Here is a 16741-nt window from a genome sequence, read left to right as displayed (position 1 = left end):
GAAATTAGTTTAAAGAACTTTTTTAGACGAAGAAAATTTTAATTTTCCCGATGTCTTCTGTTCATTGTATTGCACTTGTTTAATAAACTCTTCCGTTAACACAAAGAAATCTGCCCCATTCAGTATATATTGCCTGATGGTTTATTCTGATTTTCAATTGCCCCTTTTCTGTCAGGGGAAGCATATGAATCGACAAAACATACTTTTGTACCGATAGTTTTTGCAATTTTCTTATGACAAAAGAATTCGCTGCCATGGTCGCTGTGTCGCAATGGTCGGGGACGGCATCAACGACAGTGCGGCGCTGGCGCAGGCCGATCTGGGCATTGCCATGGGGCAGGGGAGCGACATTGCGATCGACGTGGAGAAGGTCACGATTCTTTCGTCCGACCTGACGAAGATCGCCGCGGCGGTCCGCCTTTCGGCCGCGACCGTGCGCACCGTTCGGCAGAACCTTTTCTGGGCGTTTATCTACAACCTGATCGGCGTGCCTGTCGCCGCTGGCGTGCTCTATCCGCTGACCAGGTTTCTGCTCAATTCGATGCTCGTCGGGGCCGCCATGGCCCTGAGTAGTGTGAGCGTTGTGGCCAATAGCCTGCAGCTGAGTACAAAACGGCTCGGCACGAAAGCCGTCCATAAAATAAATACAGAATTTATAACCAAAAAACAAACAGCCATGAAAAAAGAGTATCGTATCGAAGGAATGATGTGCAACCACTGCCGGATGCATGTCGAAAAGGCCCTGAACGGCATCGAAGGTCTCCGTGCCGTTATTACTCTCGATCCTCCTGCCGCGACGGTCGAATTCACTGGGCGGGAGCCGGAGCTGGCCGAATTGCAGCGGGTGCTGGGCGAAGATTATAAGATCACGGAGCGTTGAAACCCCGGTCTCGGAGCGGCCGCTATCCATCTATAAAGGTATTGCGGCTCCTGAAAACCCCTAAAATTAGGTATTGCCGTTCCCGGCGTAATGTCGTTTCTTTGTATTACTAAAATCTGCCGAGACGCTGCGGGACGGCCCGTTGCGCCGAATGCGGAAAACGAAGAAAAAATTCAAACCGATTATGAGACATTTCGTTTATTGTGCGGCGCTTGCAGCCGCCGTATTTTTCCTTGCTGGGTGCGGCGGGAACCCGAATAAAAAGAACGCTTCGGAGACTCAAACCTCAGAAACGCAGAGTTCCGTCATGGAGGTCGATAACCTGCTCGCCGATGCTGAGAAGTTGACCGGCGGCAAGGTGACGGTCGAGGGCGTCTGCACGCATATCTGCCGCCACGGGGGCCGCAAGATTTTCCTAATGGGAACCGACGATACGCAGGTGATCCGCATTGAAGCCGGAGAGAAGATCGGCAGCTTCAAGCCCGAATGCGTGAACAACGTCGTGCGGGTGACGGGCACGCTGGTCGAAGACCGGATCGACGAGGCTTACCTTGCCGAGTGGGAGCTGCGGCTCAAGGACCAGATCGCCCGGCAGCACGGCGAGGGCGAAGCCGGATGCAGCGCCGAACATCAGGCCCGCGGCGAATCGGTTGCCAGCAGCACCGAAAAGCGTATCGCCGACTTCCGTGCCCGTATCGCCGACCGCAAAGCCAAAGAAGGCAAGGAATACCTTTCGTTCTACCATGTGGACGGCGGGAGTTATGAAGTTTTGAAATAAGAAGTTTTGCACGTCATGGGGACACGGTCGTTTATGTCCGCCGTGAGGAAATGGAGCAGGCCCGTTCACCGCGACCTCTCCTTTTTCTTTTCGGGCGTACTGCTGATTTATGCGGTTTCGGGCTTCATGCTCAACCACAAACGCGATTTCAATTCCGATTATTCGGTGCGCCGGACCGAGCTGGTCTTCGCACAGGAGATACCGCGCGCCGAGCAGGAGTGGACCCGTGCGCGGGCCGAGGAACTGCTCCTGCGCGTCGGCGAGGAGGGCAATTACTTGAAACATTACTTTCCCGAACCGGACCGGTTGAAAGTCTTTATCCGGGACGGCAGTTCGCTGACGGTCGATCTGGCGTCGGGACACGCCGTCTACGAGTCGATCCGCAAGCGGCCCGTGCTGAGCAGTCTGAACCGGCTGCATTACAATCCGTCGCGCTGGTGGACGGTCTTTTCGGATGTCTTTTTAGCGGGATTGATCGTAATCGTGCTTTCCGGGCTGGTGATGATGCGCGGCCCGAAAGGATTGCGGGGCCGCGGAGGCGTCGAGCTGATCGCGGGGATTCTGATTCCGCTGCTGTTTATTTTCCTGACCTGATCCGGGAAACTGCGTGTGATAAAAGGGCGGACGTCGAAAACGTCCGCCCTTCTCTTGCGTATGGGTTTGTTGTCATCGTTTTGCCGTGCCGAATACCAGCAGCGGGACGAAGAGGAAGAGTCCGAACAAGACGACGCCGACGGTCTGCCAGAGCCGTCCGCCGGGCGATCTGCGGCGGATGAGCGCATAGAACGCGCCGAGCACGAGTCCCAGCCAGAGGGCCTGAAACGACACCTCCGCAATCCGGGGCTTTACGTAGCCGTCCAGCGGCGAGGTGAACGACAGTTCGAAGGGAAACAGGTATTTTGCGTACTCGGCCCATGCCTGCGGTTTCTCTTCGGGGCGGTATTCGTCCGCCAGTGAATAGTCGCGGGCGTTCACGGCGACATAGCGTTTCGATTCGGCGCCTTGGATGGTGACCGTCCAGTAGAACATGTCGCCGATGATCATCATGTTCTCCCGTGTGGGGCCGAATTTCCCGACGGGAATCTCGTGCAGTTTGTAATCCTCCGCACCGAGCGTATAGAAACGCTTTTCGCTGTCCACCAGAAAACCGAGACTTTTGCGGTCGGCGAACTCCGTGACGAAAATCTGGCCGATTTGCAGCGAGTCCGCAACGTCGGTACGGCGCACGAACGGGCGGCCGCGGACCTGCTTCATGTGGTAGACGCGCAGCGCGTCGTCCACCAGCAGGTAGCCGTTGTCGTACCGCTTGCGCGTCGAGGGGTTGCCGGAGACGACGCGGGCCGGGAACGAAAATCCCTTGTCCCGCAGGACTTTGGTGAATGCCGCGCTCTTCTTTTGGTCGATGGTGTTGGTCTCCATATCGACGAACTCGATTCCCTCGCCGGTGATGCGGAACACGTCCGTCGCCGGTTCTAAATCGATGCGATCGGGCATCGATTCCAGCAGTTGATAGACCGTCGGTCTGCGGCGGTTGATTTCGCCGGGCGACGTGCGGAACATGAAGTTCGTGCGCTCCACGTCGCGCGATTCGACCGCCACGCCCTCGATTTCGGACGGAAACCTCCCTTCGGCGGCGAGTTGGCGGTAATAGAACGTCGGCAGGATACTGTCGAACTGCTGCTGGGTGTAGGTGTTGCCCTGCAGATCGCGTCCGGCGACGTTGTTTTCGCGGTCGAAATCCACCGATGCGAATCCGTGCGTCACGCAGCTGTAGAGCGTGAACGGCGACCACGAAGGCGATGCGAACACGAACGCGTAGCACCACGGCAGCAGCCATGCCAGCAGAAGCGCCGCAAGGAGGATTATTCCGGTTTTGATACTCTTTATCATAGATTTGTCGTTTTGCGGGTTAATCCTGACATCCCTGCTTGAAACGGTATACCGAAAGCAGCGGGAAGAACAGCGAACATACCAGCAGCAGCGCCAGCCACGGCAGCATGCCGTCGTAGGCCTGCGGGGTGTCGGAGAGGAAGAAGATCCGGCAGACGCCCACGGCGATCAGCAGATTCGCCAGCCGCCGTTTCCATGTGGGTTCGAGACAGATCCATGCCGTCAGCAGGTAGAGCGTCAGCCCGGCCAGATACCACGGCAGCGCCGTCAGCAGAATCCGCGCGACCAGTTCGGGCACCAGCAGGGCGTGGAAGTACCCCCACAGCACGGCGGTTTGCACGATGAACAGCAATGCCAGCGCTCCCAGCCCGATGCCTGACATCAGCAGAATCATCTTCCACTGTGGAAAGGGCAGGTGAAGCGTCAGCTTCAGCCGTTTCTGGGCCATTTCGGGGACGAACTGAACCACTGCGAGCAATACGCCCAGCAGGGCCGGCAGGTATTGGAGAATGTCGATGAAGACAACTTCCTTTTCGAGCATCACCTCCCAGACGTGCGCCGCACCCTTGAAGGTTATCACCCGTTGGACGCGCAGCAGCGCATAGGCGGTGGCTCCGAAGAGGAACAATGCGCTCAGCGGATAGAAGCAGCGCATTTTGATCCACTCTTTGTAGAATATGGCTTTGATCATAATTCGGGTTTAGTATTTTCCGGTCAGTCCGATGAAAGCGTCTTCGAGGTTCAGCGTTTCGCCGCGCAGGTCGCTGCAGACAATGCCCGCGCGCTCCAGCACGCCCTGTACCGTCGCAGGGGAGTCGAACGAATAGAGTTCGGCGCGCCCGTTCACGACGCTCGGGTGGTAGAGGCCGTCGCCGGCGGGGATCGTGACGTCGGCGCCCGGCGTGAAGGTGTATCGCCGGAACGTGCCGAGCAGTTCGCCGACGGGCATCTGTACCAGAATGCTTCCGTAATCCATGATGATACAGTCGTCCACGAGCTTTTCCATGTCCTGAATGATGTGCGAGGTAAGGAAAACGGTCTTCTCCTCGCTCTGCGCATAGTCGCGCAGGTATTCTACGAACAGGCGGCGGTAACCGGGGTCCAGTCCCATCGAGAAGTCGTCAAGCACGAGCAGATCGGCGTTCTGGGCGAGAATCAGCCCTAAGGCCACCTGCGAACGCTGTCCGCACGACATGCGCGAGATGCGCTGCCGGGGCGCCACCTTCAGCATTTCCATCAGTCCGTAATAGGCGTCGCGGTTCCAGCGGGGATAAAACCGCGCATAGAACCGTTCGATCTGCTCGATGGTCATGAAGGCGTACTGCACGTGTCCCTCGATCAGCAGGGCGATCCGGGCGCGGGTTTCGGGCCGCATCGTGCGGATATCCTCGCCGAAGATCAGACACTGTCCGGCGCGCGGTTGGAGATAGCCGCTCAGAATGTTGATGGTCGTGGTTTTTCCGGTGCCGTTTTTACCCAAAAGTCCGAGGATCCGCCCGCGCGGAACCTCGAAACTCAGGTCTTTGTATATCAGTCGCTCCCCGTAACAATGGGTGAGGTTGCGGCATTCGATGACAGAATCGGTCATAAAGAATGGTCGTTCTTCCGGCTTACTTGATCAGCGACGCCTTCGTATTGGACTCGAAGTCGTTGGTCGAGTTGTTCGAGTCGATGAGTTTGCCGTCGGAACCGGTCTTGCGGATCACCGACTTGCCGAAGCGGTCGGCATCTCCGTCGGCCGTACCGCACCATGCGTAACCTGCGTCGAGCGAAGCGTCCCACGGGGCGATGTAGTATTCGTCGCGGCAGCCCGTGTTCACGGCGTCGAGCACCCATTCGTTAGGCACGCGGTAGCAGTTGCGCAGCGGCATCGTGTAGTCCGAGCCGTTCGGGGAGTGGAAGATATACTGGGCGTCTTTGAGCGGGTATTCGGCGAGGAACTGCTCTGCAGTCAGGCCGACGGGCGGCATGGCGATAGCCACGGCGTTGAAGCCGCGGTTGTGGAGCACTTGGACCGTCAATGTCGAAGCGTACCATTTGTCGAGGTTGGGCACGTCGGGGTTGTCGATATCCAGATAGTTCTCGTTCGACGAAACGTCGTACCACTCGAAATCGGCTTTCGTGGCGTCCCACGAGTTCGGGTTGCCGATGGTGTGGTTCTGGGCGTTGTTGACGACGATCAGCGACTCGCCGGCTTTGACCAGCACATCCTGTCCGTTGCCGGGAATGCAGTAGAACGCATTGCCCGCACAACACTCCTTGCGGAAGTCCTTGCCTTCGATCATCTCGCTGTTCATGCCCGAATTGAGTCCGCTCGAAAGGATCAGCATCATGCCGTCGGCATAGAGGTCTTCGTCGGAGTTGTTACGGATCTTGATGTACTGGTCGCCCAGCCACCTGTCAGGCTTTCCCGTTTCGGGAAACGCCGTGCCTGTGAAGTAGATCTCCTCGATCACGAATTCGCCGGCTTGCAGCGTGATGTCGCTCTGTTTGATGGTTACGGTCGCCAGAACGGTGCTCTTGCCGCTCCGCGTCACGTTCACGACGGTCGAACGTTCCGTCCCCGTTTCGTTCTCATCGACGGACAGCACCAGCGCTTTGCCCGAAGATTCGGCTTCATTGATCTGAACCCACGACGCAGCATCGGCGGGAATATTCACGTCGAAATTTTCCTCGGGCACGTTTACCAGCACATTGCCGCCGAGCGCGCGCAAGATTTCGGATACGACGACGGGATTGACCGTTTCTTCGGGATCGTCGGTGCAGGATGCGAAGCCCGCTGCGAAGAGGGCCGTGGTGAGAATTAAGAAAAGCTTTTTCATAATTGGTTTTTATTATTGGTTTGACAAATATTGGTTCGATCGTTTAGAACAGGATGCCGAACGTCGCCGTCAGAACGTGTTCGGACAATCCTCCGCTGTAAAACCGGGGCGTCCACCCCGCCTCGGCGAAGCAGGCCAGATTCCGGCTCAGGCGGCGTTCGGCCCGCAGGGACACCTCGGGGGCGACGGCCCGGCCGCTCAGCCGCGCCGCCGTGTAAGTCAGGTATTCCGAAATGTTGTTCAGCACGTTGCTGAGCGAAACCTCCTCGTCGGGCGAGACGTAACAGCCGATTCCTGCCGTCGCTTTCACGCGCCACTGCGGACGGAGCCATTCTGCGCTGCCGCGTACCGCTCCGCAGAACTGCGCAAGCCGCATCCGCCGTGCCGGATAGGCGTACGTGGCCGTGGACTGCCGCCATTCCGCGCGGGGACTGAGCATGTAATTCACCGTGCCGCGCCGCCATTCGACGGTCGCTTCGGCGTCGGCGTGCCAGATACGGTTCTTATACATCGCCTGTTCATCGACGATGACGCTGTGTCCCGTACGGTCGGCTATCATTTCGATACTGCGGCGCAGTTCATAGCCGCCTCCGGCGCGCAGGCTCCAGCGGCCGCTGCGGTAGGCTGCGGAGAGGGTCGCCTGACGGGTTTTGAGCCGGGTTATGGGGACCGTGTTGTTGGATTTGTTGAGCCGCTCCGTCGTAAGGCTTTCGAATGCGGCACGGGCATACCAGCCTTTCGCGTGCCGCGGCATGAGCTGTGCCGCCAGCAGACAACCCTTTCCGTCATAGCCGATGTTGAAACTCTCGCTGTTCAGTGAATAGCGGGTGTAATAACTGCCCAGTCCGGTCATATACAGCTCGGAAGAGCTGGCGCCGGGCGGATAGAAAAAGTCTATGTCCTGATCCTGTTTATAGAGCCGCCCCTGCAGGTCCAGCCCCAAAACGTACTGAGGGAACTGCATGCCTACGCCGAGTTTGATCGTGAAATCCGACACGACGTTGTGGGGCCGCGGATCGACCTGACGGTATTCCTGTCCGGCGCGGTAGTCGCCCCGGATCGCAAGGTCGAAGCGTCCCACCCGGTGGACATAGCCGCCGCCGAAAGCATATTCCTCGGTCGAGAGGTTTCCTCCGGCGGAATCCGCCGTGATGCAGGGATAGAGCAGCAGGTAGTCGGCCGTGGAGTTCCAGCAGACGTTGCGGCGGTTGCCGCGGACGTACCGGGCGTCTGCCCACGTTGCCGACCGCTCGCTGAGCCGCCGGTAGCTTTCGGCATAAAATCCCCCGTCGAAGGCTCCGTCGCCCAGCGGCTGCAGCAGCGCCTCCTGCTCACGGCGCAGGTCGATGCGGAGCGAGATCTGCGAAAGCGACTGTTCGCTGCGGTAGAGCATCATCGCGGGCGACTCCGTATGAAATCCGGCTACGGCCCGTTCGTCCTCCGCGCTGAAAACGGAAGAACGCTCCAATACGCCGAGCGTATCGCGCTGGGCGGAAGCGGCGGCGGGCAGCAGCGCCAGTATCGACAGGAAAAGGGCCTTCATCATCGTCAGATCGATTTTAGTAACAACACGATCGATTCGCTGTCCTCTACCCAAGTCATTGCTACTGGAATCTGATTGTAATCCGTGCAGCGCAGAATCTTCTTTTCTCCGGTCGAATAGGTCGCGTCGGCTTCGACGATGAACGTGTAAACCCCTTTGCGGAGCCGTATTGTCGCGCTGTTCTGTTCGGCGGCGGGAAATGGCACCCGCTCTCCGGAGTTGATATTGTCGAAGTAGGAGATGTCCGTGCGTATTTCCAGCTTTTCGACGGGGCGGCTGTCCGGCATCACGAACCGGATGGACAGTTCGGTGAAAATCGAATCGTCTTTTTCGCAGGCCGAAAACAGCAGTGCGGAGAGCAGAAACAGGGTCCGTATGGTAGATTTCATCATCATCGCATTACAGTTTGAAGTTGAGTTCCATGCCGAAATAGGGGCTGGAATAGCGGCGTACCAGTGCGTTGGTCTCGTTTCTGTACGAAGGACTGTATGTGAACAGCCGGTTTACGAAAATCGCAATGTTGAGCCGGTCGCGGTAAAGCCGTTTCGAGATTTTGAGATTGACGTTCATACTGAAAGGCGTGAGACGGTAGAGATAGGCTTCTTTCGATACGTTGTCGTGGATCATATGCTGCAAAATACCGTCGGCTGCCGACTCGGCCGTAAACGGATGTTCCTGTAACTGCAGGTCGAGGTAGCTGGTCGGCGCAGGATTGCACCATTCGGCCTTCATGCCGGAAAACCACTGGCATTGGAACGACGTGGAGAAAATCAGCCCCAGTTTGGGAATCTGGGTGTCGAGCAGGAAATTGGTGTTGCATACTTCGTGAAACGTGTTGTCGTCCTGATCGTAAAGCCCGATGTAAGGATAGGGCGTCCCTTCTGCGAGCTGTACGGTCGTCAGGACGTACTGGGGTTCGCTGTTCTCATAGCGGGTTTTGAAATAGGCGCCCGAGACGATGAGTTTCGTGGCCAGCGCCCGGATGCGCCGCGTGGAGAGCGAGAATTCGATGCCCTGCTTGAATGTGCGGCTTCCGTTGGTCTTGACGCCGACGGTCTGGAATACCGTTTTGTCCTTGTAGGGAAGCCATTCGAGCTGCGGCGGTCCGGTGAACTCCATATCCTTGAGCGGTCCGGTGTCGTATTCGCGGTAGGTCCGGGTGAGTACGTCGGTCGAGGTGCGGAATCCCGAGGTCATATTCTCCCGGAAATAGGTTACCGACAATCCGTATCCGTTCCACTCCGCATTGCCGCGCACCTCCCATTTGAAGTTCCGCGCCGCCTTCAGGTCGTAATTGGTGGGGTCGTGCTTGAAGACTTCCACATTGACACGGCGTTTCGATTCGTCGTCCGCCGGGAAATAGTTGAGCCGCGTGTAATAGGAGTAGTCCGGTTCGGGGAAGAGCTGGTCGAGCGTAGGCGTTTTGGTGTGCCATCCCGCGCCGCCCGCGAATGTGATGCGCATCGGGTCGCCTGCCATGTCGAACGCCGGAAGCGTCACCGAGAGGTTGGCACGCGGATCGAAATGGAATTTGCCCTGCAGGGTGTAACGGCTTCCGAGATTGGCCATGGCCGTCGTACGCAGTCCGGCCATTATCTCGATCCGCCACTCGCCGGCCGTAATCGTCGTATTGTCCTCCAGAAACGCCGAGAGCCGGTGCAGCGCCGGCAGGGCGTCGTAACGCCGCGGATGGGAACTCATCAGGTCGGTAAATGGGCGCGTCACGTCGTAAAGCAGACCGCCGCCGTAATTTTTCGACATGTTCCATTCGGCTCCGATGCGGATCGTGTTGCGGCTCAGCGGGGTGTCGGCTCCCAGCAGGGCTACCGCCTTGGCGTTGGCGTAGAACGGTTTGTTGTCCACCTGCAGGGTCGCTTCATAGCGGACCGGCAGCACTTCCATATCGAAGACGCCCTCTTCGACTGCCGTGCGTATAGGGACGTTGCCGCTGTTCGCTCGGTAACGCCAGCGGTCGATCAGGTCGAATTCGGAAGAGACGGAAGCGGAAAAATCGAAGCTGCGGAAAAAATTCGCACCCTTGGATTCGGCGGTGAAATTCACCGCCGCGACGACGTTGTTGTAACTCGATTTGTAGCGTTCGAGGGGGATGCCCGCCGGGCCTTCGTCGATATCCCGGTCGCTTTTTTGGCGGTCGAAAGAGCCGGTGTAGTCGAGCGATCCGCCCAACGTGTAACGGTAGGCCGAGGTGCTTTCCCAGCGTTTCTTCATGCGCCACGATCCGGTCGCACGCTGGTAGTTCTGGCGCGTATTGCGCGGGTCGTCGTGGGAGTTGAGCCATGTCGCGCCGACGTTCATCGTCAGCAGGTCGGCCGGAGCGCCCCATTCGAATCCTTTGCCGACATAGAGCAGCTGGCTGCCCAGATCCGCTTTGAAGCGGGCTTCGAGGTTGCGGCCTCCCTCCTTGCGCTTGATCTTGATCAGTCCGCTGGTCAGATCGCCGTATTCGACCGACGGAATGCCCTGCTGAATCTCTACCGAAGCTATTTCATCGGTCGGCATCGTGCGCATGTCGACGCCTCTGTTCAATGAAATATTATTGCCGACGGTCGTTCCCGAATTGTATGTCATGCCCGCGTCGTTCGACATCGGAATTCCGTCCATGACGAACGAAACGCCGAGCGATGTAGTCTGGTAATCGCTGTTCGAGGTGCCGATCTCGCGCAGATGAATGTGGTTCGAGGAGGAAAACGAGGGGTCGGAGGCCCGTCCGCCGGGCAGCAGTTCGAGCAGGTCCCCGAAACTCGACGGCTGGATGTGGTTCATCGCGTCCCGGCCGATATGCACGCCCGAGACCGGTCCCCGCACTTGGGTCGCCGTGATTACGACCTCGCGGATCTGCGTGTCGCTTGTCCGGAGCCGGACGGTCCGCAGCATGTCGCTGCCGCTGACGGGCCGTACCTCCATCCGTTGGGAGACATATCCGATATATGAGATATCCGCATTGTAGGTATTCGCGGGCAGGGTGAAACGTGCCCGGCCCTCCTCATCGGTCGTCGTCGCGTAGGCCTTTCCCCCCCCCGACATAGGAGTCAGCGCCACCGTAGCATACGCCAGCGGATTGTGCAGGGAATCGGTAACTTCGAACGTGATCCCGGCGTCGGGCCGGCCGGACTGCCCGTACGTGTACGCAGGCAGCAGGATAAATAGCAAATATTTCAGGAGTAGCCGCATAGTTCTGTTTTCACGGGACAAAAGTATAGCGCCCCGGCATATGCGGCAATCGCCATATCTTGGTAAATTGCATTGCAATCATCACCAATTAATAATGAGTTGCGTTCGTGCGGCATCCCATCATAATGCTATCCGGCCGCGCCAAAACCCCTAAAATCCGGTATTGACGATCCGGTGGGAATGCTGTTTCTTTGCCGTAAACCAAAAACGACGAAATTATGACTGGTATCTTTTTCGGCAGTACGATGGGCACGACCGAGGCCGTGGCTGCGGATATTGCCAAACAATTGGGCGTCGCGGACGCCGATGTACACAATGTGGCCGATACGCCGGCCGGCGAAGTGCAGAAATACGACCTGCTCGTGCTGGGTTCTTCGACGTGGGGCGCAGGCGAATTGCAGGACGACTGGTACGGCTTTTTGGATCAGCTGAAGGCGCAGGATCTGAGCGGTAAAAAGGTGGCGCTTTTCGGCTGCGGCGACAGCGGTTCCTATCCCGATACGTTCTGCGATGCCGTCGGGCTGATTTACGACGGCTTGCAGCAGAGCGGCTGCACGTTCGTCGGAGCCTATGCGCCCGAAGGGTATGACGAAACAGGTTCGCTGGTCTGCCGCGGCGGAAAGTTCGTGGGACTTGCCGTCGATGAAAGCGCGCCCGACAAGACCGACCGGCGGGTTGCCGCATGGTGCGAACAGATTAAAAACGAGTAACGATGAGCGCCGAGGAGTTCAGCCGTTACGATTCGATGAAGCTGTTCCTGCACCAGATTTACGAGTTCCAGAAAGGTGTACGGAGTCTGGTGCTCTGCACGATGTGCCGCACCTGCGCTTCTCTGCTCTCCGAGCGGCTGGAAAGGCTGGGTATCGCTTACCGGATTCAGTCGGTGACCGACAGCAAGGTGAATCTTTACTTCGGCAACCGCATGTGTCTGGAGACCGTGGCGACATTCATCCACAAGCCGCTCAACGAACTCTCCGCCGAGGAGGATTTCATGCTCGGCGCGATGCTCGGCTACGACATCGCCGGGCAGTGCGAACGTTATTGCAAACGAAAGTCTCCGGGTGTTTCATCAGAACAAGCGGCGGTCAACTGACCGCCGCCTATTCCTTCCTGATCTGCGCCGTGAACGAATCCCCCGCGCCGACACCGTCGGCCACTTCGACGTGCGGCGTGGCGACGTACGACATGCCGTCCGGAGTGAATACATGGCTTCCGACGGCGCCGCAGGTGAGTATCACGGTACGGAGTCCGTATTTTTCGAGCAGGTCGCGGCACTGCGCCTGTATGCCGAACATCCGGCTTACGACGGTCAACTCCTCGTCGTTTGTTTTCAGAATATTGCTGCGGCAGAGCGAGTCGTGGACCACCTCCGACGAATAGAAATGCTGCCGCAGGTTGATGTCGAAGATCTTATAATGTCCCGCTGCGCAAAAAACGGAACTGCGGAAAAGCCACAGTCCCGATTCTTTGCCGTTGCTCTCCGTTATTCTGTTTCGAAATCATGCGACAGCTTATGTCCGTTCTCATCGACACGCAACGATACGATGTGGAGATGCTGCCGGTCAATGTCCTTATGCTTGAAGACGATATAAGGCTGGTTGCCGTAACCCATACGTTCCATGTATTCTTGTGTGATCTCACGGAGCTGTTCGTCGGTCAACTTGTCTTCCGGCGAGGAATTCAGCGAAGCATGGAAAACCGTGCTGGTCGTCCTTCTGTTGGCTTCGAGGTACGGCCGGAAACTCTCCATGCAAGCGTCGATATCCAGTCGCCCGTGTTTGTCGAAGGGTTCCAACATCTTCTGCCAGAAGAGCACCTCGGCTTCATCCTTATCCACTTTTTCCTTGTTATAGCGCAAGGCTCCGCCGGGCGAGGAACCCGACCTTATATTCGCAACCATTCCTTAGCTTGTTTGGCAAGGTGCAGAATCTCGATACTAAAGGCTTTCAATTCCCTCGTGCGCTGTTCCAATGCGGCGATCTGATGCGGGATCGCGACGCTGGAAAAGTGAGAATTGATGGCTTTCACAACTTGATTATGTAGGCTAAGTACCCGGCGCCTTGTCATATTTCTATGATAGGTTTCCCAATACTCGCCTCCGAACCGGACGTACACCTTCCAGCGTATCCGGCTCTCCGCTAATATTGTCAGTCTAAAACGTTCCATGATGTATCTTTTGATGACAGCTTCCGCAAACGGCCATAGCCTTACGCCGTCTGGCAATCATCAGTTTTTCCCAATTCTCCTTGCCTTTCAGTTCTCCGAGTTTACGCACATGGTGCATAACCAGATTATCCGTAGCACCGCACAACTCGCATTTCCGAGCTTTCAGCCTGTCTATAAGGCTTGTGGTGCTGACGCCGGGCATTGGATTCGGGCATCTGTCAATCGACCGATCATAAGAAGGTCTTTTTCTTTTGAACCCTTCATTGTATAAGCGACGTTCTTTTGCTTTGCCGTTTTTTACCGTATACCCGACTGTAAAGACTCCGTTGCGTTTGTATTTCCGGCAAATTCGTCTTACTGTGGTTCGGTATTTCCCGGCAAAGGTTTTGTACATACTGTACTGCATGATGTAGTGAAAAGTATTCAGTTCAGAAGCGTTGTTAGCTATCGAGTAATAGTTGTAAAACCCTCTGATCTCGGCATTGTAACTGTCAAGGATTTCAAGGTCGTCATTATTGATAAGTTCCGACCTATGTTTGGGAATCCATTGCTCGTGCCCGTTATGATAGCTGAATTTCAGCACCCCGAGTTCCAGCAATTTTTTCTTTATTACTTCGGTCGTTACCTTTAATCTGACCTTGTTTCCATACACACGGGACAGGCTTCCCCGTTTGTTCCGTTTTTGCAGGTTCGACTTGCGGACAGTCACCTCATATCCAAGGAATTTTGCAGGCTTTTCAGTATGAGTGACGAGCGTTTTCTCATCCGATAGTTCCAATGCCAGTCTGTCTGCAAGGAAACGCTTTATATCGTCCTTGATCTTTACGGCATCTTCTTTACTGCCGATAATTCCAATGAGGAAGTCGTCGGCATACCTCACATATTTAAGCCTCTTGAAGTTTCCGTCCATAGGGTCGAAGCACGGCATCGCGGATCGGGTTTTGTCTATCTCTTTGAGCCGTTTGACGAGCACTTTTCTTTCTACATTATTTGTCGCTGTTTTGAGTTCACGCATAACCAGCCTCTTTTGGTAAGTGAGAACTTCGTATTCCCGTTGCTGTCTTCCCCTATCTCCCTTGTCGAATTTGGAAGCATATTCTTTCATGTACTTATCCAGTTTGTCCAAATAGATATTGGCCAATATCGGACTGATAATTCCACCTTGCGGCATTCCGCTGTACGTCCCATGAAATCGCCATTGTTCCAGATAACCCGCCCTGAGGAACTTCCGGATAAGCCGTATGGATCGTTCGTCGGAGATACGTTCCTTCAAGATGTCGATCAGAATATCATGATTGACATTGTCGAAGAAACCTTTTATATCTCCTTCGATGAACCACTTCTTACCCGTAAAAGTCTTCTGTACGGCATTCAATGCGGTGTGGCAGCTGCGATGCGGACGGAAGCCGTGCGAAGTATCTTCAAAGTGACCTTCGTAAATAGCTTCCAGTACCATTCGTACTACCTCCTGCACCAGTTTGTCGTCGAAAGAGGGTACGCCGAGAGGTCGTGTCTTTCCGTTTTTCTTCGGGATGTGTACTCTTCTCGATGGCTGGGGAGAGTAGCTTTCGTCTTTCAACGAAAGGATCAGTTTCTCAATGCGGGGAAGGCTCATACGGTCGATGGTTTCTCCGTCTGCACCTTGTGTCATATTACCCGGCTTGGCATATATTCGTTGATAAGCCAGGTAATACATTTCCTCATTGAAAAGAATACGATAAAGCCTCTCAAACCTGTATTCCGTGGTTTGACTATGCTTTGTCAGACTGTTTAATACTCTTGCGGGACTTCTCATAATGCCTCTCGCATTTTCCGTTAATCGTATTAATGAATATTAGCTGCCGCCCTTCGCCGTGTGCGAGGCTTTCCCTCGCTCGGACTACTACGGCGGCTCCGTTACCATACCGGATATTCATAGACCTTCGTCCAATAGCCTTACGGCATTCCGGTTTAGGTAATCCCCGTTTGCGATATAATAACTATGGCGCGACAGATTGTCGGATATGACGTCCGCCTTTTACTGCTTATTGCAGTTGCGTCGTGATAAGTTCTTGCTCTCTCTGTACAACTACCACAATGAGAGTATCACGATATGACGAGTATAGTTACCTTAACGTCACAGTTTCGGAAGGTACCGCTCAGGCTGTCATTCAATCAATCCGGATTTTATCCTCATATCTGTCTTTCATCACCCCATTCAGTCGCAGTCCGGTAACTAACTGACTTATGGTTTACCCCGACATGCTACACTCCCTGTCCGGTTTCCCTCTCAGATAAGTCGGTTGATGATAGGTTATTTGCAAAGAACACTTACCTAATAGCTTGCCATCACTATATTTATTATATCGCCTTGACGGGCACACAGTTATTCCCCAGCTTTTGAAATTGGAAATAAAAGTCATTCAGCCGGGCAATAAACTGCGTCTTCGACGGGTCGCGTTTGATGACGACAAACTCCTCGGCGAAGATTCTTTTGACGATAAAACGGCTCCGGTTATGCTCCGATCCCGCCTTATAAAGCATCTGCTTAAAGCGGATATTCTCCTCCGTGGTGAGTTTGAAATTATACCTGTGGACTCTGGGATCTGTCGTTGTCGGGCGTCCGATCCTCTTTTTTGAACTTGTCATATCGTAGGTTGTAAGGTGGCGTGACTCGGGAACGCCACCCGGCCTCGCAGAGCGAGCACCTTTCGTATGCCGAAAATTTTTTCGGCATACGAAGGTACAGCTCGCTCGCCTCAAGTGAGGCGAAAAATCCGCGGCGGAAAAATTTTCGAAAAATCTATGCCAAACCTCCGCTACGGCTTCCGAGGGTGGGTCGTTTCCCTCTGCAATATTACAACCATGCGGGCGCCAAAACAAACCCTCGGTACGGACTGGAGCGGTCTGGAGCGGACATCGGAACCGAGGTATTTCACCCAGTTGTATCTTGCAGCATGAAAGGTCGATTTTCTTATTGCGTTCATTATCCCGATATAAACTGCATGAAATAGAAAACGGTATTTTGAATGGTTTAACCCAATAAACCAGACATACATACTCTATGCTCGTATGGCTGACAATCAATCTCAAAAACGTTGCACCATGGATTCATTAAAGGAAAAAGACAACCCCGCACCCAATCCTGCTAAGCGTCCCCGTATCGAAGTCGACGAGGAACTGATGCGTCAGATGATCGCCGGACAAGCCCCTTTGGACTCGGAAGTCGTCCGCAGGATTCCCGAGCCGGAAGAGGAAGATACGAACGCTCTTGAGGAAAACACATCGGAAACGGTATCCGGAGCATCGGCACCGACTGCTGAGAAAACAGGCATAGACTCCACTGCGAGTACCGTAAAAGAACATTCCGGTTTCCGTCGGAAAAAGCTCACGCTACCGGATTTTGAACGCACGTTCTTCGCTCCGGTGGATTGCCGCAACCGCTCTGCGATCTATGTCAGTACCCGAACCAAGCACAAAGTGTCGGAAAT

At 55.3% G+C, this 16741-nt stretch carries 14 protein-coding genes and 4 pseudogenes; 6 read left to right on the top strand and 12 right to left on the bottom strand.

Translation table 11 applies throughout. The annotated features are described in order from the left end of the window. Positions 1-229: 229 nt before the first annotated feature. From DWW03_RS05175 to DWW03_RS05165, 3 genes and pseudogenes are all read left to right on the top strand, one after another. Positions 230-880 (top strand): annotated as a pseudogene (locus DWW03_RS05175) (metal-transporting ATPase); the annotation flags it as partial. A 151-nt stretch (positions 881-1031) separates the two neighbouring features. Next, entirely contained in the window at positions 1032-1658 is a 627-nt protein-coding gene (locus DWW03_RS05170) for an OB-fold nucleic acid binding domain-containing protein (protein ID WP_009597723.1), read from the top strand. A 33-nt stretch (positions 1659-1691) separates the two neighbouring features. Next, positions 1692-2252, top strand: a complete 561-nt coding sequence (locus DWW03_RS05165; RefSeq protein ID WP_118406438.1) for a PepSY-associated TM helix domain-containing protein — start codon at positions 1692-1694, stop codon at positions 2250-2252. A gap of 72 nt (positions 2253-2324) precedes the next feature. On the opposite strand, the gene DWW03_RS05160 is transcribed toward DWW03_RS05165, so the two are convergent. The 7 genes from DWW03_RS05160 to DWW03_RS05130 are packed head-to-tail and all read right to left on the bottom strand — an operon-like array spanning position 2325 to position 11105. Then, positions 2325-3548 carry a DUF4857 domain-containing protein gene (locus DWW03_RS05160; protein WP_015547715.1) on the bottom strand — a complete coding sequence of 408 codons (1224 nt, stop codon included), beginning with the start codon at positions 3546-3548 and terminating at the stop codon, positions 2325-2327. A 19-nt stretch (positions 3549-3567) separates the two neighbouring features. Next, the gene (locus DWW03_RS05155; RefSeq protein ID WP_118406437.1) at positions 3568-4239 is read right to left on the bottom strand and encodes a hypothetical protein; all 672 of its coding nucleotides are present in this window, start codon (positions 4237-4239) and stop codon (positions 3568-3570) included. Between the two features lie 9 nt (positions 4240-4248). Beyond that, positions 4249-5136: an ABC transporter ATP-binding protein gene (locus DWW03_RS05150; RefSeq protein ID WP_009597708.1), complete on the bottom strand. Its 888-nt coding sequence runs from the start codon at positions 5134-5136 to the stop codon at positions 4249-4251. A 22-nt stretch (positions 5137-5158) separates the two neighbouring features. Then, a complete protein-coding gene (locus tag DWW03_RS05145) occupies positions 5159-6370 on the bottom strand; it encodes a DUF4876 domain-containing protein (protein ID WP_118406436.1) in 1212 nt (403 codons plus the stop codon). A 43-nt stretch (positions 6371-6413) separates the two neighbouring features. After that, a complete protein-coding gene (locus DWW03_RS05140) occupies positions 6414-7916 on the bottom strand; it encodes a DUF6850 family outer membrane beta-barrel protein (RefSeq protein ID WP_117508349.1) in 1503 nt (500 codons plus the stop codon). A 2-nt stretch (positions 7917-7918) separates the two neighbouring features. Then, positions 7919-8302, bottom strand: coding sequence for a hypothetical protein (locus DWW03_RS05135; protein WP_229096010.1), 384 nt, complete (start codon positions 8300-8302; stop codon positions 7919-7921). A gap of 10 nt (positions 8303-8312) precedes the next feature. Then, on the bottom strand, positions 8313-11105 hold the full coding sequence (locus DWW03_RS05130; protein WP_055202189.1) for a carboxypeptidase regulatory-like domain-containing protein: 2793 nt from the start codon (positions 11103-11105) through the stop codon (positions 8313-8315). A gap of 218 nt (positions 11106-11323) precedes the next feature. On the opposite strand from DWW03_RS05130, the gene DWW03_RS05125 reads away from it, so the two are divergent. Both DWW03_RS05125 and DWW03_RS05120 read left to right on the top strand, forming a co-directional pair. Then, the gene (locus DWW03_RS05125; RefSeq protein WP_009597720.1) at positions 11324-11815 is read left to right on the top strand and encodes a flavodoxin; all 492 of its coding nucleotides are present in this window, start codon (positions 11324-11326) and stop codon (positions 11813-11815) included. 2 nt (positions 11816-11817) lie between these two features. Beyond that, positions 11818-12198: a DUF2023 family protein gene (locus tag DWW03_RS05120; RefSeq protein ID WP_009597722.1), complete on the top strand. Its 381-nt coding sequence runs from the start codon at positions 11818-11820 to the stop codon at positions 12196-12198. A gap of 25 nt (positions 12199-12223) precedes the next feature. On the opposite strand, the pseudogene DWW03_RS05115 reads toward DWW03_RS05120, so the two are convergent. The 5 genes and pseudogenes from DWW03_RS05115 to DWW03_RS05095 all read right to left on the bottom strand — a co-directional run. Continuing rightward, positions 12224-12526, bottom strand: a pseudogene (locus DWW03_RS05115) (PfkB family carbohydrate kinase); the annotation flags it as partial. 71 nt (positions 12527-12597) lie between these two features. Beyond that, positions 12598-13005 (bottom strand): annotated as a pseudogene (locus tag DWW03_RS05110) (relaxase/mobilization nuclease domain-containing protein); the annotation flags it as partial. Next, positions 12990-13142: pseudogene (locus DWW03_RS16815) on the bottom strand (mobilization protein); the annotation flags it as partial. The pseudogenes DWW03_RS16815 and DWW03_RS05110, both read right to left, overlap by 16 nt. A gap of 115 nt (positions 13143-13257) precedes the next feature. Next, the gene (locus DWW03_RS05100) at positions 13258-15066 is read right to left on the bottom strand and encodes a reverse transcriptase/maturase family protein (protein ID WP_118406432.1); all 1809 of its coding nucleotides are present in this window, start codon (positions 15064-15066) and stop codon (positions 13258-13260) included. A 545-nt stretch (positions 15067-15611) separates the two neighbouring features. Next, entirely contained in the window at positions 15612-15899 is a 288-nt protein-coding gene (locus DWW03_RS05095) for a hypothetical protein (protein WP_118406431.1), read from the bottom strand. 456 nt (positions 15900-16355) lie between these two features. Here DWW03_RS05095 and DWW03_RS05090 point away from each other — a divergent pair. Continuing rightward, positions 16356-16741 (top strand): DUF3408 domain-containing protein (locus DWW03_RS05090; RefSeq protein WP_118406490.1); only part of this gene is annotated, 386 nt, incomplete at its 3' end.

The organism is Alistipes sp. AF14-19 (assembly GCF_003461645.1).
Taxonomy (GTDB): domain Bacteria; phylum Bacteroidota; class Bacteroidia; order Bacteroidales; family Rikenellaceae; genus Alistipes; species Alistipes shahii.
This window is presented reverse-complemented; position numbering and strand designations above follow the sequence as displayed.

Excerpts from the sequence above, each read along its gene's own strand:
- DWW03_RS05130 (WP_055202189.1), bottom strand. The coding sequence starts at position 11,105 with ATGCGGCTACTCCTGAAATATTTGCTATTTATCCTGCTGCCTGCGTAC.
- DWW03_RS05100 (WP_118406432.1), bottom strand. The coding sequence starts at position 15,066 with ATGAGAAGTCCCGCAAGAGTATTAAACAGTCTGACAAAGCATAGTCAA.
- DWW03_RS05135 (WP_229096010.1), bottom strand. The coding sequence starts at position 8,302 with ATGAAATCTACCATACGGACCCTGTTTCTGCTCTCCGCACTGCTGTTT.
- DWW03_RS05155 (WP_118406437.1), bottom strand. The coding sequence starts at position 4,239 with ATGATCAAAGCCATATTCTACAAAGAGTGGATCAAAATGCGCTGCTTC.
- DWW03_RS05140 (WP_117508349.1), bottom strand. The coding sequence starts at position 7,916 with ATGATGAAGGCCCTTTTCCTGTCGATACTGGCGCTGCTGCCCGCCGCC.
- DWW03_RS05165 (WP_118406438.1), top strand. The coding sequence starts at position 1,692 with ATGTCCGCCGTGAGGAAATGGAGCAGGCCCGTTCACCGCGACCTCTCC.
- DWW03_RS05120 (WP_009597722.1), top strand. The coding sequence starts at position 11,818 with ATGAGCGCCGAGGAGTTCAGCCGTTACGATTCGATGAAGCTGTTCCTG.
- DWW03_RS05160 (WP_015547715.1), bottom strand. The coding sequence starts at position 3,548 with ATGATAAAGAGTATCAAAACCGGAATAATCCTCCTTGCGGCGCTTCTG.
- DWW03_RS05095 (WP_118406431.1), bottom strand. The coding sequence starts at position 15,899 with ATGACAAGTTCAAAAAAGAGGATCGGACGCCCGACAACGACAGATCCC.
- DWW03_RS05170 (WP_009597723.1), top strand. The coding sequence starts at position 1,032 with ATGCGGAAAACGAAGAAAAAATTCAAACCGATTATGAGACATTTCGTT.
- DWW03_RS05145 (WP_118406436.1), bottom strand. The coding sequence starts at position 6,370 with ATGAAAAAGCTTTTCTTAATTCTCACCACGGCCCTCTTCGCAGCGGGC.
- DWW03_RS05125 (WP_009597720.1), top strand. The coding sequence starts at position 11,324 with ATGACTGGTATCTTTTTCGGCAGTACGATGGGCACGACCGAGGCCGTG.
- DWW03_RS05150 (WP_009597708.1), bottom strand. The coding sequence starts at position 5,136 with ATGACCGATTCTGTCATCGAATGCCGCAACCTCACCCATTGTTACGGG.